Source organism: Caulobacter sp. UNC358MFTsu5.1 (assembly GCF_000712075.1).
Classification (GTDB): domain Bacteria; phylum Pseudomonadota; class Alphaproteobacteria; order Caulobacterales; family Caulobacteraceae; genus Caulobacter.
Genome location: NZ_JONW01000005.1, coordinates 979,362 through 1,002,059, shown reverse-complemented (window position 1 = coordinate 1,002,059; position 22,698 = coordinate 979,362). Strand labels below are relative to the sequence as shown.

Here is a 22,698-nt window from a genome sequence, read left to right as displayed (position 1 = left end):
GCTCAGGGGTGTCCGCTCGAGGCCAGGACCACCCCGACCAGCACGGCGGCGTAGTGCAGGCCGGCGCCGCCGATCACGTGACCGTGCCAGATCGCCCGCCGGAACTTCAGCCGCTTCATCAGGTAGAACACCGTACCCGTCGAATAGATCACGCCGCCGATGGCCAAAAGCAGCAGGGCCACCCAGCCCATGCCGGCGATCATCGGCTTGATGGCCACCAGCACCAGCCAGCCCAGGGCCAGGTACAGGCCGACCCAGAAGCGCTTGTCCAGCCCCGGCAGGAACAGCTTGGCCAGCACGCCGACGCCGGCCACCGTCCAGACGGCGGCGGTCATGCCGATCGCCCACCAGCCGTGCAGGTTCTGGGTGGTGAAGGGCGTGTAGGAGGCGGCGATCATCACGAAGATGCCGGCGTGGTCGAAGCGGCGCAGCAGCGGCCGCCAGCGGGCCTTGGAGAAGTTGTAGGCGGTCGACAGCGACAGCATGGTGATCAGGCCCACCGTGTAGACGGCGATGGCCGCCACCTGGCTCAGCGAGCCCAGGCCGAAGGCCAGGCCCAGCAGGATGCCGCCGCCCAGCAGGGCGCAGGCCAGGCCGGCCAGGTGCACCACCAGGTCGGCGCACTTGGCGCCGGCCGTCGGATAGTGGGTCGCGGGCGCGACCGCCGGAACCTGGGCGACGTCCGTGACGGGAATGATGCTGGTCGTCTCGGTCATGGCCCCAACTCTACGCGCGATCGGTGACATATAAACGCCGATCATCGTGGCGAGGAAAGGGCCAGGCGCGTCCGGCCGCGATGATTCCGTCAGAGTTCGCATGCTAGGGTCGGGGCGAGCGGCCGGAGCGACCTGATGACCCGACGACCTTGGTTCGCGATCCGGGATCTGGGCGAGGGCTATTCGCTAAACCTGATCCACTGGAAAGGCGCGGCCGCCCTGCTGGCCAGCTTCGCGGTCTGCGTTGTCGGCCTGCTGGGGGCGTGGCTGTGGCTGGGCCCCACGCGGACCGCTCTGGGCCTGGCGGTGTCGGCGGCCAGCCTGGCCTGGCTCTATAGTGTGACCCAGCGCCGGACGATCGACGAGCGGCCCCGGGATCGCCCCTAGCCGATCAGGCCGTGCGCCCCGTCCCAGGCCAGCTTGGCCCCGACGGCGATCAGCAGGACGTAGATCACCCGGTAGAAGCCCTCGGCCGGCACGCGGCGCACCAGCCACACGCCCGCCCAGGTCGAGGCCAGGGCCAGGGGCAGCAGCACGGCCGCCGTGGTCAGCACCTGGGGCGTGAACTGACCCAGGGCGACATAGGCCGGCACCTTCATCCAGTTCACCACGGCGAAGAAGATGGCGCTGGTGCCGATGAACACGTCGCGCGGCAGGCGGCGGGGCAGGACATAGATCTGGAACGGCGGACCGCCGGCGTGGGCCACCTGGCTGGTGAAGCCGGCGATCGCCCCGCACAGGGCGCCCAGCCAGGGCCGCGCCGGCCCGGCCTCGATCACTTCCGCCGCCTTGACCGCGCGCTCGGCCCACAGGCGCTGCAGCGAGAAGGCGATGGAGATCACGCCGATCGACAGCTCGACCGCCGCCACCGACACTCGCGCCGCCAGCAGCCAGCCCAGGAAGATGCCCGCCGCCGCGGCGGGCAGCATCAGGATCAGCAGGCCCTTGTCCCAGGTCTTCCGGAAGCTCCAGACGCTGACCACGTCCTGGACCAGCAGGATCGGCAGGGTGATCGAGGCGGCCAGCACCGGCGAGACCACCAGGGCCATCAGCGGCACCGCCACCACCCCGATCCCGGCGAACCCGCCCTTGGCCAGGCCCAGCAGGATCACCGCGGGAATGGCGACGGCGTAGAACAGGGGATCGGTCAGCATGGGAGAGGTGTTAGCAGCTTGGCCGGGCGGGTCCAGATCGGAAGACGGCGCTGACGCTCAAGGTTGTTTCCATGCGGAAACAATCTGCAATCGAGCGATGCGCTCATCGCCCTAGCGTGCCGCCTTTCCCGCGTCGAAGCCGTGCAATGCGTCCGTTGCGTCCCGTTCCAGAACTCGCCCACATCGACGCCGCCCGGTTCGCCGACGAGGTCGTCGCGGCCCATCGCCCGGTGGTGCTGCGCGGCCTGGTCGCCGACTGGCCGGCGGTGCGGGCCGCCGCCACGGACATGGGCCTGGCCCGCTACCTGGCCGGCTTCGACCGAGGCGCGCGGGTGGCCGCCCTGATCGGTCAGCCGGAAATCCGGGGGCGGTTCTTCTATGACGACACGGCGCGCGGCCTGAACTTCGAAACCTGGCAGGGAACCCTGCGCGAGGTGCTGGCCGGCCTGCTCAACGTGGCCGGCGATCCGGCGCCGCCGTGCCTCTATGTCGGCTCCACCCCGATCCCGCCGCTGTTGCCCGGCTTCGAGCGCGAGAACGCCTTGGACCTGCTGGGTCCCGAGGTCACGCCGCGCCTGTGGCTGGGCAACGCCACCACGATCCAGACCCACCACGACTTTTCCGACAACCTCGCCTGCGTGGTGGGCGGGCGGCGGCGTTTCACCCTGTTCCCGCCCGACCAGGTGGCCAATCTCTATATCGGTCCGCTGGACTTCACCCCCGCCGGGCGGCCGATCAGCATGGTGTCGCTGGAAGAACCCGACCTTGAGCTATACCCACGCTTCGCCGAGGCGATGGACCACGCCCTGGTCGCCGAGCTGGGGCCGGGCGACGCGATCTACATCCCGACCATGTGGTGGCACCACGTCCAGGCGCTCGGGGCGCTGAACCTGCTGGTGAACTACTGGTGGAGCCAGGCGCCCGCCCTGGCCGGCTCGCCGTTCGACGCCTTCGTCCACGCCCTCAAGAATGTCCGACACCTGCCGATCCCGCAGCGCGAGGCGTGGCGGGCCCTGTTCGAGCACTATGTGTTCGAAGCCGACGGCGACCCGGCGGCCCATCTGCCGGTGGAGGCGCGCGGGGTGCTGGGCGAGCTGAGCGAGACCACGGCGCGCGAGGTGCGGGGGTTCTTGTTGAAGGGGCTGGGGGCGTAGCCTTCAGGCTGTCTCTCCCCCTTGTGGGGAGGGTGGCCCTGGCGGAGCCAGGGTCGGGTGGGGGACTGCTGAGTCTTGAAGTCAGCTTATGTCCAGCACCCTGCACCGATCCCCCACCCGTCGGCTTCGCCGACACCCTCCCCGCAAGGGGGAGGGACTGGCCTATGCTGTCACCCCGCCGCCCCGTTGCTCTCCCACCCGTCCACGAACGGAAACCGCGCCGCCCAGAACGCCGTCAGCCTCGGATCGGCGTCCACCCGCTTCACCACCTCGGCCATCCGCGGCGCCACCTCGTAGAACCGCTTGCGCCGCGCGCCCCACCGGCTGACCACGGCGACGTACAGGTCCAGCACCGTCAGCTCGTCCCCCAGCAGGTAGCGCCCGGGCGTGAGCTGGCTCTCCATCATCCCCCAGCACTCGGCGATCCGGTCGGCCGTCGCGGCCTTGATCCGCGCGCCGAGCTCGGCGTCCGGCCCCGCCAGCCGCGACGGGTCGTCCCGCACCCAGAACAGCGAGTAGATCGCCGCCGGCACGAACACCATCCAGCGCAGGAACTGGCCGCGCAGGGGCGAATCGAGCGAGGGAGCCAGCCGCGCCTCCGGATGGCGGTCGGCCAGCCAGATCAGGATGGCGGCGCTCTCAGTGATCGTCTCGCCGTCGGGCGTGACCAGGGCCGGGATCTGTTTCAGCGGATTGACCTCCGCCACCTTGGCCTGCTGGGCCGCGCCCTCCCAGGTGGGCGCCTCGACGACCGCGTAGGGCTGCCTCAGAAGCGTCAAAGTCGCTTCGACGGGCACGGAGCCCGAGCCAAGCGCGCCATAGATGGTGTAAGCTTGATTCATCTTTCGTTACCCAATCTGCCCACAACATGTTGTGTGCTGCGACGTCGTGGCCACTAGATGATCCCGACGACTGCGCTACCAAGAGAGTCTAATCGTCCGTCCGATTCGCGTCCGCCTGCCCAGGAGCCGTCCTCGATGTCCGCCAAGCTGATCACCACCCCCGGCCTCCTGACTCCGTCCGCCGCGTATAAGCCCTTCCGCTATCCGTGGGCCCACGAGTTCTGGAAAAAGCAGCAGCAGGTGCACTGGATGCCCGAGGAGATCCCGCTGGGCGAGGATCTCAAGGACTGGGCCGTCAAGCTGAACGACAAGGAACGGAACCTGCTGACGCAGATCTTCCGCTTCTTCACCCAGGCCGACATCGAGGTGGCCGACAACTACATGGAACGCTACGGCCGGGTCTTCAAACCCACCGAAGTGAAGATGATGCTGTCGTCGTTCGCCAATATGGAGACCATCCATATCGCGGCCTACGCCCTGCTCCTCGAGACCATCGGCATGCCGGAAAGCGAGTTCGGCGCGTTCATGGAATACGAGGCCATGCGCGACAAGCACGACTACATGCAGAAGTTCGGCGTCGACTCCAACGCCGACATCTGCCGCACCCTGGCGATGTTCGGCGGCTTCTCGGAAGGCCTGCAGCTGTTCGCCAGCTTCGCCATGCTGATGAACTTCCCGCGCTTCAACAAGATGAAGGGCATGGGCCAGGTCGTGTCGTGGTCGATCCGCGACGAGAGCCTGCACTGCGAAGGCATCATCAAGCTGTACCACGCCTTCAACGCCGAGACCGGCGCCGTGACCAAGACCGTGGCCGACGACATCGTCGACTGCTGCAAGACCGTTGTCACCATGGAGGACAAGTTCATCGACCTGGCCTTCGAGGCCGGCGAGATCCAGGGCATGACCCCGGACGACATCAAGAAGTACATCCGCTTCATCGCCGACTGGCGCCTGCGCCAGCTGCATCTGCCGGAAGTCTACGGCATCAAGGAAAACCCGCTGCCCTGGCTGCAGTCGCTGCTGTCGGGCGTGGAGCACGCCAACTTCTTCGAGGCCCGGGCCACGGAATATTCCAAGGCCGCCACCCAGGGCCAATGGCACGGCGCCGACGGCGTGTGGTCGAGCTTCGACACCATGCTGCAAAAGCGCTCTGAGAACACCCTGCCGGCAGAATAAGAGCAGGGACAACGGGGATAACATGCCGCCGCCCTCGAGAGAGGGCGGCGTTTCTTTGTCTGGAGTGCGGATATGCGGATTGCGGTGATCGGTCCCGGCGCGGTGGGCGCCACGGTGGCGGCCTGGCTGGCCCGGAACCCGGAGCTGACGGTCGAGGTCTGCGCCCGCACGGCCTTCGACCGGCTGGAGGTGGAGACGCCCGGCGGGACGCTGACGGCGACGCCGCGCGTGCTGACCGCGCCGGACCAGGCCTCGCCCGTGGACTGGGCCATCGTCACCACCAAGACCTACGACGCGGCGGCCACGGGCGCCTGGCTGGCCCGGCTGGTGGGGCCGGAGACCCGCGTGGCGGTGCTGCAGAACGGCGTCGAGCACGTCGAGCGCTTCACGCCGTACGTGCCCGCCGAACGGATCACCCCGGCCGTGGTCGACATCCCGGCCGAGCGCAGCGCCCCCGGCCGCGTGCGCCAGCGCCGCGACGGCTCGATCCTGGTTCCGCAGGGATTCGACGGCGAGGCTTTCGTCGAGCTGTTCGCCGACACGCCGATCCAGGTGGCCACGACGCCGGACTTCAAGACCGCCGCCTGGAAAAAGCTGGCCCTCAACTGCGCCGGGGCGGTCAACGCCCTGACCCTCAAGCCCTCGGGCGTGGCCCGGCGCGAGCCGATCGCCCGGATCATGCGGGCCCTGGTGGGCGAATGCGTGGCGGTGGGCCGGGCCGAGGGCGCCGACCTGCCCGACGACCTGCCCGACACGGTGGTCGAAGGCTATCGCGCCGGCCCGGCCGACGGGGTCAATTCGCTGCACGCCGACCGCGCGGCGGGACGTCCCATGGAGCTGGACGCCCGCAACGGGGTGATCGTGCGCCTGGGCGCGCGACACGGGATCGCCACCCCGGTCAATGCGATGGTGGTGGCGCTGCTGGAAGCGGCGGCGTCGTAGGGGTGTGTTTCCGAGCCGGGGACATGCACTTGTGCGTGTCCCCACTCAAGCGCTCGAAGCCTGGGGACACGCACAAGTGCATGTCCCCGTCCGCGAACGCCTTACGGCCGGTCCTTCTTCGGGATCGCGGCGATCTGTTCGGGCGTGAGCTTGGTGATGCTCTTGGCCATGATCGGCATGGCCATGCCCCAGCCGTCCGAGACCCGCAGGTCCAGGTCCAGCGGGCTGCAGACCGAGTCGACGCCGCGCTGGATCGACACCAGGTGCACGCCCGGCGAGGTCAGCATGCTGGTGCCGTGCGACAGGTCCACCTGGTAGACGTCGCGGTTGCGGACCTTCAGGTAGAGGGTGTCGCGGTCCGGAGCGGACCAGTTGTCCCACTCGGACATGTAGAAGCAGCTGCGCTTGGCGGCGGGGGCCTTGGCGGCCGGTTCGGCGGCGGCGAGGGCCGGGGCGGCGGCCGCCAGCAGGACCGTCGTCAGCAGGCCGGCCCGGATCATGGTCTTGGTGTTCATGGCGGTCTCCCTGACCGAATGTCCCTCGAGGGAGAGATTGGTCCTCTCCCCCCCGAAGTCAATTGCCACGCTAACGGGTTCTAGGCCTTTGCGGGCCCGGGTTCCGGCTCCGGATCGTCCAGCTCGCCCTCCCACTTGGCGACCACCGCGGCGGCCACCGAATTGCCGACCACGTTGGTGGCGCTGCGGCCCATGTCCAGCAGGTGGTCGACGCCCAGAACCAGGGCGATCCAGGTCTCGGGCAGGCCGAAATAGGTGAGGGTGGCCATGATCACCACCAGCGAGGCGCGCGGCACGCCGGCGATGCCCTTGGAGGTCACCATCAGCAGCAGCAGCATGAAGATCTGCTGCTGGACCGTCAGGTGCACGCCGTGGGCCTGCAGGATGAAGACCGTGGCGAAGGTGCAGTAGAGCATCGAGCCGTCGAGGTTGAACGAATAGCCCAGCGGCAGGACGAACGAGACGATGCGGCGGCGGATGCCCAGCTTGGGCAGGGCGTCCAGGATGCGCGGATAGGCGGCTTCCGAGCTGGCGGTCGAGAAGGCCAGCAGGGCCGGGTCGCGGATCGCGCCGAACAACGGCAGGGCGCGCTTGCCCAGCACCAGCAGGGCAGCCAGGAACAGCAGCAGCCACAGCGTGCCCATGGTGGCGTAGAAGCCGACCACGAACTTGCCGTAGACGACCAGCATCGAGATGCCCTGGTCGGCGATGGTCGAGGCCAGGGCGCAGAAGATGGCCAGCGGGGCCAGCTTCATCACGAAGCCGGTGACCTTCAGCATGATCTGGGCGCCCTGTTCGGCCAGCTCCATGATCTGCGGGGCCTTGTTGTCCAGCGAGGCCACGGCGGTGCCGACGAACACGCTGAACACCACGATCTGCAGGATCTCGTTCTTGGCCAGGGCGTCGAAGATCGACACCGGCACCAGGTGGGTGATGAAGCCCTGCAGGGTGAAGGTCTCGGTCGAGGCGGCCGGGGCCTTGGCGGCCACGTCGGTCATCTCGTTCAGCACCAGGCCCGCGCCGGGGTGCAGCAGGTGCACCATCAGCAGGCCCAGCAGCAGCGACACGGCCGAGGCGCTGATGAACCAGCCCATGGTCTTGGCGCCGATCCGGCCGACGGCGGCGGCGTCCTCCATGTGGGCGATGCCGGCCACCAGGGTGGTGAAGACCAGCGGGGCGATGATCATCTTGATCAGCCGCAGGAACAGGTCCGTGCCCATCTTGAACCACTTGACCGCCTCGGCGGTCTGGGCGGCGTCGAGGTACTGGTTGCAGGCCCAGCCCACCAGGACCCCGAGGACCATGGCGGCGATGATCAGGAAGGCGAAACGTCTATTCATGGGCTCCCCCGTCGAGCGCGCGGGCTCGACCGTATGGTCTTGGCGTCTTGGTAAGACGTGGGAGAAGCCTTTCTCCTCACGTCGCCGTGCGGGTCATTGCGCCCCTTGTGGCCGACGAATTGGGCTTCGTCCATGCCCTGGAGCGCACCTTCAGGCCCTGGCCTGGAAATGACGGCGGAACGCTGATATAGGGCGCCATGTCAAACCAAGAAAAAGCAATCGCCGCGGTCGAGCGGCTCAATCAGGAATACGAACGCGCCGTCGACGCCCTGCGGACCGCGCTTCGCGCCTATCTCGAACATGGAACCCGGCCCGACCCGCAGACGCGGTTCGACGGCACGTTCGCCTATCCCGAGCTTCGGCTGGTCTACGACCCCGAGGCCCTGCCGCCCAAGCTGGCGCGGTCGTACGCCCGCGTCAGCCGGCCCGGCGTCTACGCCACCACCATCACCAAGCCCGAGCAGTTCAAGGACTATCTGGTCGAGCAGCTGACCCTGCTGCTCAACGATTTCGACGTCGAGATCGAGATCGACCGCTCCAGCCAGGAGATCCCCTATCCCTACGTGCTGGACGCCAGCATCGACCTGAACCAGGCCGACGTCCGCAGCGAGGACATCGCCCGCTTCTTCCCGACCACCGACCTGGCCTTCATCGGCGACGAGATCGCCGACGGGGTCTGGAACCCGGCGATGGAGGAGGCCCGGCCGCTGGCCCTGTTCGACGGCCTGCGCACCGACTTCTCCCTGGCCCGCCTGAAGCACTACACGGGCGCCCCGGCCGAGCACGTGCAGCAGTTCATCCTGTTCACGAACTACCACCGCTATGTGGACGAGTTCGTGCGCTGGAGCATCGAGCAGCTGGGCCAAGAGGGCTCGCCCTATGAGGCGCTGTCCTGCTCGGGCGGTCTGATGATCACCGCCAACACCGCCAATCCCGAACTGGCGGTGGCGGAGTCGACCTGGCGCAAGCACCAGATGCCGGCCTACCACCTGATGGCCCCGGGCGGCCGGGGCATCACCCTGGTCAACATCGGCGTCGGCCCGTCCAACGCCAAGACCATCTGCGACCACCTGGCCGTGCTGCGCCCGCAGGCCTGGCTGATGATCGGCCACTGCGGCGGCCTGCGCGACACCCAGACCATCGGCGACTACGTGCTGGCCCACGCCTATCTGCGTGACGACCACGTGCTGGACGCGGTGCTGCCGCCCGAGATCCCGGTGCCGTCGATCGCCGAGGTCCAGCGCGCCCTCTACGACGCGTCCAAGGCCATCAGCGGCGACACCGGCCCCGAACTGAAGAAGCGCCTGCGCACCGGCACGGTGGTCACCACCGACGACCGCAACTGGGAACTGCGCCACAGCCTCTCGGCCCTGCGCTTCAACCAGAGCCGGGCCGTGGCCATCGACATGGAAAGCGCCACCATCGCCGCCCAGGGCTACCGCTTCCGGGTGCCGTACGGCACGCTGCTGTGCGTCTCGGACAAGCCGCTGCACGGCGAGATCAAGCTGCCGGGCCAGGCGAACGCATTCTACGAGCGGGCGATCAGCCAACACCTGCAGATCGGCATCCTGACCTGCAAGCTGCTGCTGGAAGAAGGCCCGAACCTGCACTCGCGGAAACTGCGGGCGTTCGACGAGCCGCCGTTCAGGTGATCATGAAGGGGGCAGGTGGCCCACCCACTTGCCCCCACCTGACGGCTTCGCCGCCTGTCCGCCCCCGTAGGGGGCGGAGCGCTCTTCCCCCCTCCGGGGGAAGACGGTCGCGAAGCGACCCGTAGGGGGCAAGTGTTAGCCGCCGCTGTCCTCCAGAAAGCTTGTGATCACCCCCGCCAGCGCCGGCTCCATCACCGCGCTCAGGTGATCCCCCGGGATCCTGACCCCGCGCGCGTCCGGCATCATCGCCGCCAGCCCCTCGACCGAGCCGTTGTCGTCGTCGCGCTGCCCCGCCACCACCAGGGTCGGCACGTCGATCGCCGCGATCTCTTCCGCCGAGGTCGCCACGAACGAGGCCAGCACGCCCAGCATGGCCTCGGGCTTCAGTCCGCCCGCCGCCATCATCGCGTGGACCCGGCGGCCGGCGCGCGGGTCCTTGGCCGCGTCGCCGTGGCGGATGCTGTCCTCGAACATCGCCGCCCGGGCCCCGGCCGCCATCAGCCCGCTGTCGCCCATGCCGCCCAGGACCAGCTTGCGGGGCCGCGCCCCGCGCACCAGCATCCGCACCGCCGTCCGCGCGCCCAGCGAATAGCCGACCAGGTCGTAGTCCCTCAGATGCAGGTGGGCGATCAGGGCCGCCTGGTCCAGGGCCAGCACGTCGCGCGGCCAGGCGGCCGGATCGGTCGGGGCGTCCGAGCGCCCGTGGCCGCGCAGGTCGGGGGCGATCACCCGCCGGCCGCCATTGGCGAGGGAACCGGCCACGGCGGCGGCGATCCCCGGCAGGAACCAGTTGGTCTCGGCGCTGGCCAGGAAGCCGTGCAGCATCAGGGTCGGCCAGCCGGCCGGATCGCCCAGGACGCGGTAGCCGATGGAGACGCCGTCGAAGCTCTGGAAGCGGTGCAGGTCGGTCATGGCGGCAGAGTGGCGCGGCCGGGGCCGAACGGTCCAGCCTCTTGATTTCCAGGGTGGGCCGGAACAACCTCCGGTTCATGGCCCGATACGTCCTTTCCCTCGCCCTGTCCGTCGCCGCCGTCATGTTCGTGGGGGCGGGCTTCGCCTCCGACAGGATGGACGACCTCGCGCCCAAGGTGACGCGGTCCAGCGCCGTCGCCGTCGTGCGCGACGTCTGCTTCGCCCCGGCCTCGCCCCGCGCGATCCTGCGCGAGGCCCGCCGCTCGGTCGGCGAGACCGTGCGCGGCGACGCCGTGCCCGCCCTGGTGCGGGGGAACGGCGCCGATGACTGGCGGGTGGTCAAGCGGGTGACCCTGGGCGGCCGGCCGGCGTTCATCGCGGTCGGCGACACGGGCGGCACGTCGATGTGCCGGGTCTATTTCCAGCAGGACGACGTCCGGGCCATGGCGGGCGCGCTTCCGGGCCAGATCGTGCTGGGCGCGCCGCTGGGCCGGCCGGACGACCAGGGGACCCTGACCCAGCCGGCCGGCTGGCCGTTCGTCGGCTGGCATGTCTCCCGAAAGGACGGCTGGAGCTCGGTCGCCTACGCCCACGATCCGCGCTCGGCCTGGCGCACGGTCGAGGTCACCCGCGGCGGGTGACGGCGCGCCGTAACGGCCGTCTCGCTTTCGTCACCCTGGGGCGCTAACAAGCGCGCCATGACCCGTCACATCGTCCTGCAAGGCGTCGAGAACTTCCGCGATTTCGGCGACTACGCCGCCGGCCAGGGCCGGCTGAAGAAGGGGCTGCTGTTCCGCGCCGCCCACCAGGCCGAGGCCACCGACGACGACCTCGTCGCCATGGCCGGGCTGAACCTCCGCACCATCGTCGACCTGCGCCGGCCCAACGAGCGCGAGCGCGATCCGTCGCGGCGCTGGGACGGTTTCGCCGCCGAGGTGATCGACAACGACCTGGGCGTCACCGGCGAGGACCCCTGGCACGCCTTCCTGCGCGAGTCCGACCTGTCGGAAGCCTCGATCCGCGGCTACCTGGTCGAGTACTACCGCCGGGCCCCGTTCGCCGAGCGGCACCTGGACCTGTTCCGCCGATACTTCCAGGCCCTGGGCGCGGCGCGCGGCCCAGTGCTGATCCACTGCGCGGCGGGCAAGGACCGCACGGGCCTGCTGGCCGCCCTGACCCACCACCTGGCCGGGGTGGGCGACGACGACATCGTCGACGACTACCTGCTGACCAACAACGAGGAGCGCTTCGCCCGGCGCGGACCGCAGCTGGCCGACCGCCTGGAGGCCGAGCTGGGCCGCCGCCCCACCGACGCGGCCATGCGCGCGGCCATGGGCGTCGAGGCCCAGTACCTGGCCACGGCCCTGGCCGAGATGAAGGCCTGCCACGGCTCGCTCGACGGCTATCTGGAACAGGCCGTGGGCCTGGACGCCGCGGGCCGCGAGGCCGTGCGGGCGAGTATTCTGCTGTAGGGGGAGGCGGCTTACGACCCAAGTCGGATATTGGCTATTCGACCAGCACCGCCACGGCTTTGCCTCTTGAAAGCGGGTCCCAACCTGCATCAAGGGCTGTGCGTACACCTTGGGTCAGAAGCGGCGTATCGAGCTTAGGCCGCTGGCGGTATGGCACGCTGTGGCTACCCGACCTGGGCATTGGCCATTCGACTAGTGCCTCACGCTGACCGTCCACGTGGCGCACCGCTAATACCAGCCCACGCCACCCGTCTGTCGTGCACCACTGGGGTTCGCGATGCAGCCGCCAAGTGAACTCGGCTCCATCGACGGATACGACCCCATCCTGTGTACGTTTGGCGTTACGCATGCGGCCAAGCTACTTTGCGTTGCGCCCGACTTCCACCCTAGTCGGACATTAGCTGAGGCTATGCAGCGAGCACTTCGATACCAATCAGGCGGCCCTGGGCATCAAAGTCGAGATTGACGTCCGGCCCTTTGTAACCCTCGATAATCTGGTCGAGTGGAATGGTGTTCGCGACGCAGCCCCATGTCCCTCTTCCAGGATGGAGAGGCAGAGTCAGATAGGATGCGCCGGCAGCGGAATCTCTGAATAGCTGGACCAGTCCGATCGGCGCAGCACCTGCCCGTTGCTCTATGATCTGTTCTGTCTCGGTCAGCAGATCGCGAAGCACCGCTAGATCTGGATTGGGCGGCGCTGCCATCGCGGCGCGCTTCCGCACCCAATCGAGTTCAGGGTCCTTGATCGGTGTGGTTTCAAAGCCGTCCCAACCCCATTCGTCACTGGTGCCGGCCAAGAAGTCGCGGAGAAACTTGGCTACTTCCTCCGGGGTTCGATCCAGTTTCTCCCCGTTGGACCAAAGTTGCGCAATGAGCCCGACTGGTATGAGTATTGGCGCTAGTAGGATCGCTTTCCAGCCTGTGATCGCGTGTTCGGTTGGTCGTTTCATCTGCCGAGCTTGGCTTAGCGAGGTCGGGTCTGCAATCCACTCTAGGCGGACGTTGCAATCGGCTGCCTTGACCAGGCATGGTCGCGGAATGTCCGCCCCGTCACAGACCTTCGTTGCAACCAGCGTCATCTACTACAGCCCTTTGGATGAGGGCGCGTTCTTCGCGTGGCTAGATCGGATCGACTGCGTTGCTCGCTACGATGGGCTCGGATCGAACCTGACAATCACGCTGTCGCGTGCGCCGGACGACGGCGAACTCAGGGAGTTTATCGCGTTGTTCCACCGGTATGGCGTGGATATGCGCCAACTCGCACTGTTCGGTGAGGGGGCCGCTCGCGCTTGGTTTCGCAAGCCGAGCATGTTCTGGCACGATGCCGTGTTCGGTCCAGCCGAGGTCTCCTAACCACCCTCAGCGGACATTCCGCTGGTCCAGTTTCGGCCATGCCCGATGAAACACGAACAGACGTGACAAACACCCGTTTAATCGCCACGCTCCTCCCAAGCCGCCGCGTCAGACGACGGCCCTGTGACGAGGGTGGAACCGCATGAGTGAGTTCTCGGCCGCCGCGGCGGTCCCCAGCGAAGGCGAGCCGGTCGCCCCGCTGAAGTCGGGCCTGTCGCGCGGCGCGCTCGCCTGGATCCTGCAGCAGGGGGCGCGAGACCCCTATGTGATCCTGATCACCATCTACATCTTCTCGCCCTACTTCTCGCGGGTGCTGGTCGGCGATCCGGTCCAGGGCCAGGCGGTGGTGGCCAACATCTCGACCATCTACGGCCTGCTGACCGCCCTGACCGCGCCGCTGATCGGGGCGATGATCGAGCAGTACGGGCCGCGCAAGTCGATGCTGGGCCTGACGACCGCCGTGATGGTCCCCGCCCTGGTCGCCCTGTGGTGGGCCATGCCCGCCGGCGGCCTGCCGCTGTGGGTGACCAGCGGCCTGCTGATCGTGCTGGGCGTGGCCTACAATCTGGCCGACGTGCTGAGCAATTCGCTGCTGGGCCGGGCCGCCGGGACGGCCCCCGGGCGCGCCGCCCTGATCTCCGGGCTCGGCTACGCCGTGGCCAACGGCCTGTCGGTGGCCCTGCTGGTCTTCATGCTGTGGGGCATGGTGCTGCCGGGCCAGGTGGATTGGCCGGGCGTGCCGCACGCCCCGCTGTTCGGCCTGGACCCCGCCAAGAACGAGCCCAGCCGGATTTCCGGCCCGCTGGCGGCGGCGGTGATGCTGCTGGGCGCGATCCCCTTCTTCCTGTGGACCCCCGACGCGGCCCGCACCGGCCGCGGCTGGATGGCCAGCGCGCGGGACGGCATCGGCATGCTGCGCGACATCTTCGCCAACCTGAAGGGCCACCGCGACATCGCCCTCTTCCTGGGCGGGCGGCTGCTCTACAACGACGGCATGACCGCCCTGCTGGTCTTCGGCGGCCTGCTGGCCGCCGGCCTGATGCACTGGGGCGCGCTGGAGATGCTGGCCTACGGCATCTCGCTCAGCATCTTCGGCGTGGGCGGCGGCCTGATCGCCCCGTGGTTCGACAAGGTGCTGGGCCCGCGCAAGGCCGTGCAGCTGGAGATCGCGGGCTCGCTGGCGGTGCTGCTGTGCAGCCTGGGCATGGGGCGCGAGAAGATCCTCTATTTCTGGGCCTACGACCCGGCCGCCCACGCGCCGGTCTGGAACGGGCCGCTGTTCCGCACCGTGCCCGAGCTGATCTATCTGGGCCTGGGCCTGCTGATCGCGGTGTTCGTCACCGCCCAGTACGCGTCGAGCCGCACCCTGCTGATCCGGCTGTGCCCGCCCGACAAGACGGCGGCCTTCTTCGGGCTCTACGCCCTGTCGGGCACGGCGACCATGTGGCTGGGCTCGCTGCTGGTGGCCCTGGCCACGGCGGTGTTCAAGACCCAGGTCGGCGGCTTCGTGCCGGTGGCGGCCCTGCTGCTGGCCGGCTTCTGCGTGCTGTTCATGGTCAAGGGCGGCGAACGCGAGGCGTAGCGCCGCGACGCCCGCGGCGGTATCACCCGCCGATGCGTCATGTCGTCCTCATCAGCGCCCCCTGGCGCGACCCGGTCTGGGCCGCGGCCCCGTGGCGGGACGAACCCTTCGCCTGCGCCCTGATCTCGGGCGGCCAGGCGGGGCGGTGGTCCTATCTGCTGCGCGAGCCGGACCAGACCCTGACGGTCACGGCTGAAGAGTCGCGCGACCCGTTCGCCACTCTGGCCGAGCTGATCGGGCCGCCCCAGGGCGCCGACCTCGACGGTCCGCCGTTCCAGGGCGGGGTGGTGGGCCTGGCCGCCTACGAGCTGGGCGACCGCGTGGAGCACCTGGACCTGGCGCGCACCGGCTGGCCCGACCTGGCCTGCGCCCGCTATCCGGCCCTGCTGGCCTTCGACCATCTGCAGCGCCGGGTGCTGGCCGTCGGCCGGGGCGGATCGCAGAGCTTCGCCCGCGCCCGGGCCGAGGCGGCCCTGGCCTGGCTGAACGCCCCCGCGCCGCCGGTGCACGAGGGCGTGCTGTGCGACGGCCTCGCGGTCGGCGACGGCGAAGCCTACGAGGACGCCGTGGCCCAGGTGGTCGAGCGCATCGTCGGCGGCGAGATCTTCCAGGCCAACATCGCCCGCGCCTGGACCGGGCGGCTGGCGGCCGGCGCCCACCCGTTCGACCTGTTCGCCCGCCTGCGCGCCGACAGCCCCGCCCCGTTCTCGGCCTATCTGCGCCTGCCGGGCCGGGCCCTGGTGTCCAACTCGCCCGAGCGGTTCCTGAAGGTCACCGGCGGCGACCTGTCGATCGAGACCCGGCCGATCAAGGGCACCCGCCCGCGCGGCGCCGACCAGGCCGAGGACGCCCGGCTGATCGCCGAGCTGTCGGCCAGCGCCAAGGACCGGGCCGAGAACCTGATGATCGTCGATCTAATGCGCAACGACCTGGCCCGGGTCAGCCCGCCCGGCAGCGTCGCCGTGCCCGAGCTGTTCCGAGTCGAGACCTTCGCCAACGTCCATCACCTGGTCTCCACCGTGACCGGCCGGCTGGCCCCGGGCCTGACCAGCGCCGACCTGCTGCGCGCGGCCTTCCCGCCCGGCTCGATCACCGGCGCGCCCAAGGTCCAGGCCATGAAGGTGATCGCCCAGCTGGAGACCGCGCGCGGCCCCTATTGCGGCTCGCTGTTCTGGGCGGGGGCGGACGGGGCGCTGGAGTCCAGCGTGCTGATCCGCACCGTGGGCCTGGAACAGGATGCGGACGGTTGGCGCTTGGAGGCGAGGGCCGGAGCGGGCATCGTCGCCGACAGCGATCCCCACGCCGAGCGCCTGGAGACCGAAGCCAAGTTCGCCGCCCTGCGCCGGGCGCTGATGGAGCCGCCCCGCGGATGACCTCTCCCGACGCCTTCCCCCTGGACGCCTTTCCTCTGGATGATCGCGGGCTGCTGCTCGGCGACGGCCTGTTCGAGACGATGCTGTGGACCGGCGGCGGCCTGCCGCATCTGGACGCCCACATGGCGCGGATGGCGGCCGGCTGCGAGACCCTGGGCCTGCCGGCCTTCGACCGGGAGCAGGCCCGCGCCCTCTGCCTGGCCGCGCCGCAGCGGGCCGGCCTGGCCGAGGTCCGCGCCGCCGTGCGCCTGACCCTGACGGCCGGTTCGGGCGGGCGGGGCCTGGATCGCCCCGCCGCGCCCGTGCTCCGCCTGGCGGCGAGCGCCGCCGCGGCCGCGCCGGTGACCACGCCGGTCGACCTGGTCCTGGCCAGGACCCGCCGCAACGAGGGTTCGCCCGCCGCGCGGCTGAAGACCCTGTCCTATCTCGACAACGTCCTGGCCCGGGCCGAGGCCAAGGCGGCGGGGGCCGACGAGGCGGTGATCCGCAACAACCACGGCGACCTGGCCTGCGCTGGGGCGGCCAACCTGTTCTGGGTGGAGGGCGGCTCGCTGTTCACCCCGGCCCCGCACTGCGGGGTGCTGGAAGGCATCGCCCGGCGACGGGTGATCGCGGCGGCGCGGAGCCTGGACGTCGACGTCCACGAGGTGTCGACCGGCGCCGAGGCCCTGGACGAGGCCGAGGCGGTGTTCCTGACCAACAGCCTGATCGGGGTGCGCCCGGCGCGGCGCTTCGAGGGCGAGACCTTCGGTCCCCACGCCCTGGTCGAGCGGCTGGCCGAGGCGCTCCGCGAGTCCTAGGGGACGCGCGTCACCTGGTCCGAGAGGCGCGGCCGCAGATAGAAGGTGCGGCGGAAGGTCATGGTCTCGGGCACGACGGTCTTGAACACCGTGTCGTACTCGTAGCTGGCCTTGCTGATGATCACGCTCTGGCTGGCCGGCAGGACGGAGACCGGGATGTCGACCACGTCGTTGGCGGCGGGGCAGTTGGTCGGCGAGTTGGACTTCTCGACCCAGGCGACCGTGTCCTTGCCCGCGGCGTTGGAGACGACGCTGTAGACGCACATCCGCAGGGTCGAGGTCGGGAACGGGGCCATCATCACCTTGCCGGCGGTGAACACGTCGTCGCGGCGGGCGTTGCTGAACTGGGTGTCGCGGGCCACCACGTCGCCGATCGAGGCGGTCAGGTGGCTCAGCCGGCGCTGGGCCATCATGGCCTCGGTCAGCTCGGCCATGCCGAAATAGAACAGCAGCAGCAGCGGGGCGATCAGGGCGAACTCGACCGCCGAGACGCCGCGGCGATCGCGCCAGAAACGGATGAGGCGGCCGGTCATGAGCATTTGATCGCGACCGGGGTTTCCGAATACGGCTCGTTGACGAACACCGTGGCGAAGGTGACCTCGCGGTCGCCGGCCGTGCCGCCCACCGCCTGCTGCAGCAGCGGCGTGATCAGGGGCCACTTGTAGTAGCCGCGCACCAGCATGATCGAGCTGGGGCCGCCGGTGTCGAAGCAGGTCGACCCGGTCACGGGCTTCTTCAGCTTGCTGGCGTCGGCGAACGACGGCAGGACGCGGACGTCCAGGGTGATCGACTTGGCGCAGGAATCGCCGAGCCAGGACATCTGGGCGCAGACGTCCTTCAGGTACTGTTCCTTGGTGGTGTTCTGGGCGTCGCCGGTGCGGATCTTGCGATCGGCCATGATCAGGGCGTTCTCCAGGCTCATCGACACCAGGAAGGCGATGCCCAGCTCGATGATCCCGAACACCAGCAGCAGGAAGGGGATCGAGACGAAGGCGAATTCGACCGCCGCCGCGCCGTCGTCGTCGCGCGCGAAGCGGCGCAGCAGGCCCAGGCGGGCCAGCAGGCGGCGATAATGTCGGGTTCGATCGGCCACGCGTCAGCGCCCTTGAGGAACGTCAGGCGCGCAATCTAGGCCAGGCGTCCCTAATCAGTGGTTTAGGTCGCCGCGACCAGGGGACGGAAACGGGCTTACGGCGTGGTCGGGGTCGCGGCCGGGGCGGGCGGGGCGGCGGTGGCGCTCAGCAGCGAGCACCGGTCGCCGCAGGCATAGGTCGCCGCGCTGGCGCCGCGCTGGACGACGACGGCCTGGGTCGGGATGTCGGACACCACCACGTCGCGGTCGGCCAGGGCGCGGCCGCGCGCGTCGAACGCCAGGACGGTGGTCGCGCCGGCCTTCTTGCCCATCACCACCAGGGTCCGGTCGTTGACCAGGCTGACGTCGGCCACCGCCGGATCGCCCACCACGATGTCGCGCACGGGCGCGCTCAGCACGATCCGCGCGGCGGCGCCGGCGCTGACGGACAGCGGCGCGGACGGGCTGTCGGCGACGGCGACCGTGGCGATGGAGAGGCTCAGACCGGCGCAGAGCGCGAGAGTCAGGCGGCGCATGACGATGTCTTCCCAGGCTTTGTACACCGCGAGGATGCCTCGGAATGGTCAATAAAGAACTAAGCGCGTTGCTTGTGTATTCTTTCCGACACTTGAGAAAACCTTGATGCATAAGGGGTTTTCGTCCCTTGCGTTATGGCATAGTTAAAAGAAAATAATGGTAAACTAAAATAAACCAACGAAAAAATTCGCGAAACTATCCGGTGTTTACTGGCCATTAAGCGAGCTGGGCGAAATTGATCGTGTTTTCGGGGGTGAGCAAGTCGACACGGCTTGAGAGCCCAGATCCACTTACTGACCAGGAGATCCACCATGTCGAAGTTTGTCACCCGCTTCCTGAAGGACGAATCCGGCGCCACCGCCATCGAGTACGGCCTGATCGTCGCCCTGATCGCCGTCGTGATCGCCACGATCGTCAGCACCCTGGGCGGCCACCTGAAGGACGCCTTCAAGAAGGCCGACGACGCGGTCACGGGCGCTTCGGCCTCCTAATCCGCTACCGCTCGAAAAAGAGGGCCTCGGCAGCAATGCCGGGGCCTTTTTTTTCCCCTTTCCTGATCGGGAACTCAGCCATGCGGCAGTTCGCAATTCGCTTCCTGAAGGACGACTCCGGCGCCACCGCCATCGAATACGCCCTGATGGCCACCATGATCGCCGTGGTGATCGTCGGCGTGGTCGGCGTGATGGGCGGCCACGTGAAGGACGCCTTCCAGAAGGGCGCCGACATCTTCAAGGCCGGCTAGGCTTCGCCGGACCTTTCGCTATTCCGGCCCCGCGGCGGGATTTTCGCCGCGCGGGAAACCATTGCTTCATGCGATCGGGGCAAGCTGGCGCCGATTGAAACGGCAAGGCCGCCATGCAGACCCTTCAGTTCGCCCTGCTGCTCGTCTTCCCCGCCCTGGTCGTCGTGGCCGGGCTGAAGGACGCCACCAGCTACACGATCCCCAATTGGATCTCCCTGGCCCTGATCGCCGCGTTCGCGCCGGTCGCCCTGGTCAGCGGCGCCTCGCTGGCGACCCTGGGCCTGTGCCTGGCGGCCGGCCTGGCCGCCCTGCTGGTCGGCATGGGCATGTTCGCGGCCGGCTGGATCGGCGGCGGCGACGCCAAGCTGTTCGCGGCCGTGGTCCTGTGGCTGGGCTGGCCCGCCGCCGGGCCGTTCATGCTGGTCACCGCCCTGGCCGGCGGCGCCCTGACCCTGGGCCTGCTGAGCCTGCGTTCGGGCTGGTTCGAGCCGGTCCTGGCCGGCAGCCCGCCCTGGGTCCGCAAGCTGGGCGCCAAGGACGGCGACATCCCCTACGGCGTGGCCATCGCGGTCGGCGCCCTGATGGCCTTCCCGCAAGGCGCCCTGACCCTGGCGGTCGGCGCCTAGGCTTTCGACAGCCGGCGCCCCGCGTCAGCCTGTCGCGCCCCCGGCCCGGCCTTTCGGAGCTGAGCCTTTAGCCGCTGTTAACCATGGTCGCGCGAGTGTGCGACGCGGCCAGAAGGGCCGTTCGACGATTTGCGCGTGATCGCCTGAAGGCGGCTCGCACGACCTTTCGTTTCCGTCGCCAGAGCCCGTCCGTATGAATCCTCTACGCGTCATGATCGTCCTGGTCGCCGCCGTCGCGGCCATCGGCCTGGCCGTGGTCATGCAGAAGGCGATGGGCGGCAAGCCCGCGCCGGCTCCCGTCGTCGAGGCCGCTCCGGCCAGCAAGCCCATGACCCAGGTCCTGGTCGCCAAGCGCGACCTGGCCATCGGCGACCGCCTGACCGGCGGCGACGTCGCCTGGCAGCCCTGGCCCTCGGACACCGTCAACGCCGCCTTCATCACCAACGGCGCGGCCGAGCCCGCGCCGACCAAGGTCTCCGCCAAGGCCGCCAAGGCGGTCGGCGACGCGGCCGAGATGATCGGCGGCGTCAGCCCGGAAAAGGCCGTCGAGGGCGCGATCGTGCGCGACCCGATCCTGTCCGGCGAACCCATCACGGCCCGCAAGATCGTGCGCGGCGGCGAAGGCGGCTACCTGTCGGTGGTCCTGGGCCCGGGCAAGCGGGCCATGGCCGTGCCGATCACCTCCGAGACCGCCGTCGGCGGCTTCATCCTGCCGGGCGACCGCGTCGACGTCATCCAGACCCACGAGCAGACGACCGTCGGCGAGGGCGATGGCGGCGGCAAGCAGGTCGTCGCCGAGACCGTCATCCAGAACGTCCGCGTCCTGGCCCTGGACCAGACCACGGCGGCCGAGAAGAAGGACGCCAAGACCATCGTCGCCTCCACCGCCACCCTCGAGGTCGGCCCGGTCGAGGCCGAGGCCCTGTCGCGCGCCAAGGCCGGCGGGCCGGTGACCCTGACCCTGCGCGCCTACACCGACCTGGGCGGCCCCTCGGGCGCCGTCGTCTCGCAAGACTCCTCGGTCGTCCGCATCAATCGCGGCGGCCAGACCTCCAGCATCTCGGTCCGCCCATGATCCGCCGGCTCCTCTCCGCCTCGTTCGCGGCGCTCCTGGCGCTGGCGCCGACGACCGCCGCCCTGGCCGACGGCCCGGCGGCCGGCACCCACTTCTACGCGACCCAGCCCCGCGCCGCGGCCCCGCGCCCGGTCGAGGCGCAGGCCCTGGCCGCGCCCGCCGACCAGGTGCTGCGCATCGACCTGACCGCCTCGGGCGCCCAGAACCTGTCGCTGTCGCGCGGCAAGTCGGCGATCATCGAGCTGCCCGTCGACGTGCGCGACATGCTGGTGACCAACCCGGCCGTGGCCGACGCCGTGCTGCGCGGCCCGCGCCGCATCTATGTGCTGGGCATGGCCCTGGGCTCGACCGACGCGGTGTTCTTCGACGCTTCGGGGCGGAAGATCTTGAGCCTGGCCATTCGGGTCGAGCAGGACTCCACCGCCCTGGAGGACACCCTGCACCGCGTGCTGCCCAACGCCCACATCCAGGTGCAGGCGATCCGCGACAGCGTGATCCTGACGGGCTCGGTCGCCGACGCCAACGAGACCGGCGTGGCCTCGCAGATCGCCGCCAAGTTCGTCGAGAAGCCCGAGAACGTCCTGAACATGCTGACCATCGCCGGCAAGGACCAGGTGATGCTCAAGGTTCGGGTGGTCGAAGTCCAGCGCAACATGATCAAGCAGCTGGGCGTCGATTCCAGCGTGGTGCTCGGCCAGCTGGGCGAGACCCAGTACAAGTTCGGCTTCACCCCGACCTACGGCGTCAACAACAGCCTGCTGGGCGGCGTCGTCGGCGGCTGGGCCCGCGACACCACCAAGCAGCCGCAGATGGTGGTGCCCTGCGCCGCCGGCGTCAGCGGCACCTGCTACCAGGTGGTCCACTCGACGGTCTTCGACGCCGTCGATTCGAACGGCAACCCGATCAAGGTCACCAACGGCAACACGGCGACGGTCAAGGACACCGCCGGCAGCGCGGGCCTGAACTCGGGCAAGGGCATGATCCAGGCCTTCGAACGCGTGGGCCTGGTGCGGACCCTGGCCGAACCCAACCTGACCGTCGTGTCGGGCGAGGCGGGCAAGTTCCTGGTCGGCGGGGAATTCCCGGTGCCGACGGGCCTGGACACCGCCGGCCGCGTCAGCATCGAGTTCAAGCCGTACGGCGTGGGCCTGGGCTATACGCCGGTCGTGCTGTCGGGCGGCCGCATCTCGCTGAAGCTGTCGACCGAGGTCTCGGAACTGAGCAGCGCGGGGGCCTTCACCCTGTCGGCGGGGACCAGCGGCGGCTCGAGCCTGGTGGTGCCGGGCCTGACGGTGCGGCGGGCCGAGACGACGGTCGAGCTGCCGTCGGGCGGTTCGCTGATGATCGCCGGCCTGCTGCAGCAGCAGACCAAGCAGAACATCGACGCCCTGCCGGGCATGACCAACCTGCCGATCCTGGGCGCGCTGTTCCGGTCGCGCGACTACCAGAACGGCGAGACCGAGCTGGTGGTGATCATCACCCCCTACATCGTCGACCCGACCAAGCCGCAGAACCTGCAGACCCCGGCCGACGGCCTGCAGACCGCGAGCGACATGAGCACGGTCCTGCTGGGCCGGCTGAACAAGGTGGTCAAGGCGCCGGCCGGCGCGAACAACGGGCGCGCTTACCAGGGCCCCGTCGGCTACGTGATCGAGTGAGAACG

At 69.3% G+C, this 22,698-nt stretch carries 26 protein-coding genes; 16 read left to right on the top strand and 10 right to left on the bottom strand.

Translation table 11 applies throughout. The features are described from left to right. Positions 1–2: 2 nt before the first annotated feature. Entirely contained in the window at positions 3–716 is a 714-nt protein-coding gene (locus tag BR39_RS0106610; RefSeq protein ID WP_029908956.1) for a hemolysin III family protein, read from the bottom strand. A gap of 135 nt (positions 717–851) precedes the next feature. Here BR39_RS0106610 and BR39_RS0106605 point away from each other — a divergent pair, with 135 nt between their 5' ends. Continuing rightward, positions 852–1,103: a hypothetical protein gene (locus BR39_RS0106605; RefSeq protein ID WP_029908954.1), complete on the top strand. Its 252-nt coding sequence runs from the start codon at positions 852–854 to the stop codon at positions 1,101–1,103. Here BR39_RS0106605 and BR39_RS0106600 read toward each other — a convergent pair. Beyond that, complete coding sequence (locus BR39_RS0106600; RefSeq protein ID WP_029908952.1) at positions 1,100–1,870, bottom strand: sulfite exporter TauE/SafE family protein; 771 nt, start codon at positions 1,868–1,870, stop codon at positions 1,100–1,102. The two genes, BR39_RS0106605 and BR39_RS0106600, sit on opposite strands and share 4 nt — an antisense overlap. A gap of 146 nt (positions 1,871–2,016) precedes the next feature. Here BR39_RS0106600 and BR39_RS0106595 point away from each other — a divergent pair, with 146 nt between their 5' ends. Next, positions 2,017–3,024, top strand: coding sequence for a cupin-like domain-containing protein (locus tag BR39_RS0106595; protein WP_029908950.1), 1,008 nt, complete (start codon positions 2,017–2,019; stop codon positions 3,022–3,024). A 170-nt stretch (positions 3,025–3,194) separates the two neighbouring features. Here the strand turns inward: BR39_RS0106595 and BR39_RS0106590 are convergent, their stop codons facing one another. Further along, positions 3,195–3,866, bottom strand: a complete 672-nt coding sequence (locus BR39_RS0106590; protein WP_029908948.1) for a glutathione S-transferase family protein — start codon at positions 3,864–3,866, stop codon at positions 3,195–3,197. A gap of 135 nt (positions 3,867–4,001) precedes the next feature. On the opposite strand from BR39_RS0106590, the gene BR39_RS0106585 reads away from it, so the two are divergent. Both BR39_RS0106585 and BR39_RS0106580 read left to right on the top strand, forming a co-directional pair. After that, positions 4,002–5,042: a ribonucleotide-diphosphate reductase subunit beta gene (locus BR39_RS0106585; protein WP_029908947.1), complete on the top strand. Its 1,041-nt coding sequence runs from the start codon at positions 4,002–4,004 to the stop codon at positions 5,040–5,042. Between the two features lie 72 nt (positions 5,043–5,114). Further along, positions 5,115–5,984 carry a 2-dehydropantoate 2-reductase gene (locus tag BR39_RS0106580; RefSeq protein WP_029908944.1) on the top strand — a complete coding sequence of 290 codons (870 nt, stop codon included), beginning with the start codon at positions 5,115–5,117 and terminating at the stop codon, positions 5,982–5,984. Between the two features lie 101 nt (positions 5,985–6,085). Here BR39_RS0106580 and BR39_RS0106575 read toward each other — a convergent pair whose 3' ends face one another. Further along, positions 6,086–6,499: a DUF6491 family protein gene (locus BR39_RS0106575; protein WP_029908942.1), complete on the bottom strand. Its 414-nt coding sequence runs from the start codon at positions 6,497–6,499 to the stop codon at positions 6,086–6,088. An 80-nt stretch (positions 6,500–6,579) separates the two neighbouring features. After that, positions 6,580–7,839, bottom strand: coding sequence for a dicarboxylate/amino acid:cation symporter (locus BR39_RS0106570; protein WP_029908940.1), 1,260 nt, complete (start codon positions 7,837–7,839; stop codon positions 6,580–6,582). A 197-nt stretch (positions 7,840–8,036) separates the two neighbouring features. Between BR39_RS0106570 and BR39_RS0106565 the strand changes: the two genes are divergently transcribed. Beyond that, on the top strand, positions 8,037–9,491 hold the full coding sequence (locus BR39_RS0106565; RefSeq protein ID WP_029908937.1) for an AMP nucleosidase: 1,455 nt from the start codon (positions 8,037–8,039) through the stop codon (positions 9,489–9,491). A gap of 135 nt (positions 9,492–9,626) precedes the next feature. Here the strand turns inward: BR39_RS0106565 and BR39_RS0106560 are convergent, their stop codons facing one another. After that, a complete protein-coding gene (locus BR39_RS0106560) occupies positions 9,627–10,403 on the bottom strand; it encodes an alpha/beta fold hydrolase (RefSeq protein ID WP_029908936.1) in 777 nt (258 codons plus the stop codon). Between the two features lie 77 nt (positions 10,404–10,480). Between BR39_RS0106560 and BR39_RS0106555 the strand changes: the two genes are divergently transcribed. Then, complete coding sequence (locus tag BR39_RS0106555; RefSeq protein WP_029908934.1) at positions 10,481–11,044, top strand: hypothetical protein; 564 nt, start codon at positions 10,481–10,483, stop codon at positions 11,042–11,044. 57 nt (positions 11,045–11,101) lie between these two features. Further along, the gene (locus BR39_RS0106550) at positions 11,102–11,875 is read left to right on the top strand and encodes a tyrosine-protein phosphatase (RefSeq protein WP_029908933.1); all 774 of its coding nucleotides are present in this window, start codon (positions 11,102–11,104) and stop codon (positions 11,873–11,875) included. Positions 11,876–12,282: 407 nt separating this feature from the next. Here the strand turns inward: BR39_RS0106550 and BR39_RS26695 are convergent, their stop codons facing one another. Then, entirely contained in the window at positions 12,283–12,825 is a 543-nt protein-coding gene (locus BR39_RS26695) for a DUF2283 domain-containing protein (protein WP_197026649.1), read from the bottom strand. A gap of 88 nt (positions 12,826–12,913) precedes the next feature. Here BR39_RS26695 and BR39_RS0106545 point away from each other — a divergent pair, with 88 nt between their 5' ends. The 4 genes from BR39_RS0106545 to BR39_RS0106530 all read left to right on the top strand — a co-directional run bounded on the left by BR39_RS0106545 (position 12,914) and on the right by BR39_RS0106530 (position 16,983). After that, positions 12,914–13,228, top strand: a complete 315-nt coding sequence (locus BR39_RS0106545; RefSeq protein ID WP_029908931.1) for a hypothetical protein — start codon at positions 12,914–12,916, stop codon at positions 13,226–13,228. Between the two features lie 142 nt (positions 13,229–13,370). Beyond that, positions 13,371–14,810, top strand: a complete 1,440-nt coding sequence (locus tag BR39_RS0106540; protein ID WP_029908929.1) for an MFS transporter — start codon at positions 13,371–13,373, stop codon at positions 14,808–14,810. Between the two features lie 32 nt (positions 14,811–14,842). Beyond that, positions 14,843–16,183 (top strand): aminodeoxychorismate synthase, component I, encoded by a 1,341-nt coding sequence (gene pabB, locus BR39_RS0106535; RefSeq protein WP_029908927.1) that lies wholly within the window; start codon positions 14,843–14,845, stop codon positions 16,181–16,183. Further along, positions 16,180–16,983: an aminotransferase class IV gene (locus BR39_RS0106530; RefSeq protein WP_035018173.1), complete on the top strand. Its 804-nt coding sequence runs from the start codon at positions 16,180–16,182 to the stop codon at positions 16,981–16,983. Before pabB ends, BR39_RS0106530 begins: the two co-directional genes overlap by 4 nt. On the opposite strand, the gene BR39_RS0106525 is transcribed toward BR39_RS0106530, so the two are convergent. The 3 genes from BR39_RS0106525 to BR39_RS0106515 form a co-directional block, all read right to left on the bottom strand. Beyond that, positions 16,980–17,516 (bottom strand): TadE/TadG family type IV pilus assembly protein, encoded by a 537-nt coding sequence (locus BR39_RS0106525; protein ID WP_156035599.1) that lies wholly within the window; start codon positions 17,514–17,516, stop codon positions 16,980–16,982. The genes BR39_RS0106530 and BR39_RS0106525 overlap by 4 nt on opposite strands. After that, on the bottom strand, positions 17,513–18,076 hold the full coding sequence (locus BR39_RS0106520) for a TadE/TadG family type IV pilus assembly protein (protein WP_029908921.1): 564 nt from the start codon (positions 18,074–18,076) through the stop codon (positions 17,513–17,515). The genes BR39_RS0106525 and BR39_RS0106520 overlap by 4 nt, the downstream gene beginning before the upstream one ends. A 95-nt stretch (positions 18,077–18,171) precedes the next feature. Then, positions 18,172–18,591 (bottom strand): pilus assembly protein N-terminal domain-containing protein, encoded by a 420-nt coding sequence (locus BR39_RS0106515; RefSeq protein WP_035018255.1) that lies wholly within the window; start codon positions 18,589–18,591, stop codon positions 18,172–18,174. 312 nt (positions 18,592–18,903) lie between these two features. On the opposite strand from BR39_RS0106515, the gene BR39_RS0106510 reads away from it, so the two are divergent. From BR39_RS0106510 to BR39_RS0106490, 5 genes are all read left to right on the top strand, one after another. Then, complete coding sequence (locus BR39_RS0106510; RefSeq protein ID WP_029908916.1) at positions 18,904–19,083, top strand: Flp family type IVb pilin; 180 nt, start codon at positions 18,904–18,906, stop codon at positions 19,081–19,083. 80 nt (positions 19,084–19,163) lie between these two features. Beyond that, positions 19,164–19,334 (top strand): Flp family type IVb pilin, encoded by a 171-nt coding sequence (locus BR39_RS0106505; protein WP_029908914.1) that lies wholly within the window; start codon positions 19,164–19,166, stop codon positions 19,332–19,334. A gap of 113 nt (positions 19,335–19,447) precedes the next feature. Continuing rightward, positions 19,448–19,960 (top strand): prepilin peptidase, encoded by a 513-nt coding sequence (locus tag BR39_RS0106500; RefSeq protein ID WP_029908912.1) that lies wholly within the window; start codon positions 19,448–19,450, stop codon positions 19,958–19,960. Positions 19,961–20,153: 193 nt separating this feature from the next. Continuing rightward, positions 20,154–21,035: a Flp pilus assembly protein CpaB gene (cpaB, locus tag BR39_RS0106495; RefSeq protein WP_029908911.1), complete on the top strand. Its 882-nt coding sequence runs from the start codon at positions 20,154–20,156 to the stop codon at positions 21,033–21,035. Then, positions 21,032–22,693: a type II and III secretion system protein family protein gene (locus tag BR39_RS0106490; RefSeq protein WP_029908909.1), complete on the top strand. Its 1,662-nt coding sequence runs from the start codon at positions 21,032–21,034 to the stop codon at positions 22,691–22,693. Before cpaB ends, BR39_RS0106490 begins: the two co-directional genes overlap by 4 nt. Positions 22,694–22,698 lie beyond the last annotated feature (5 nt).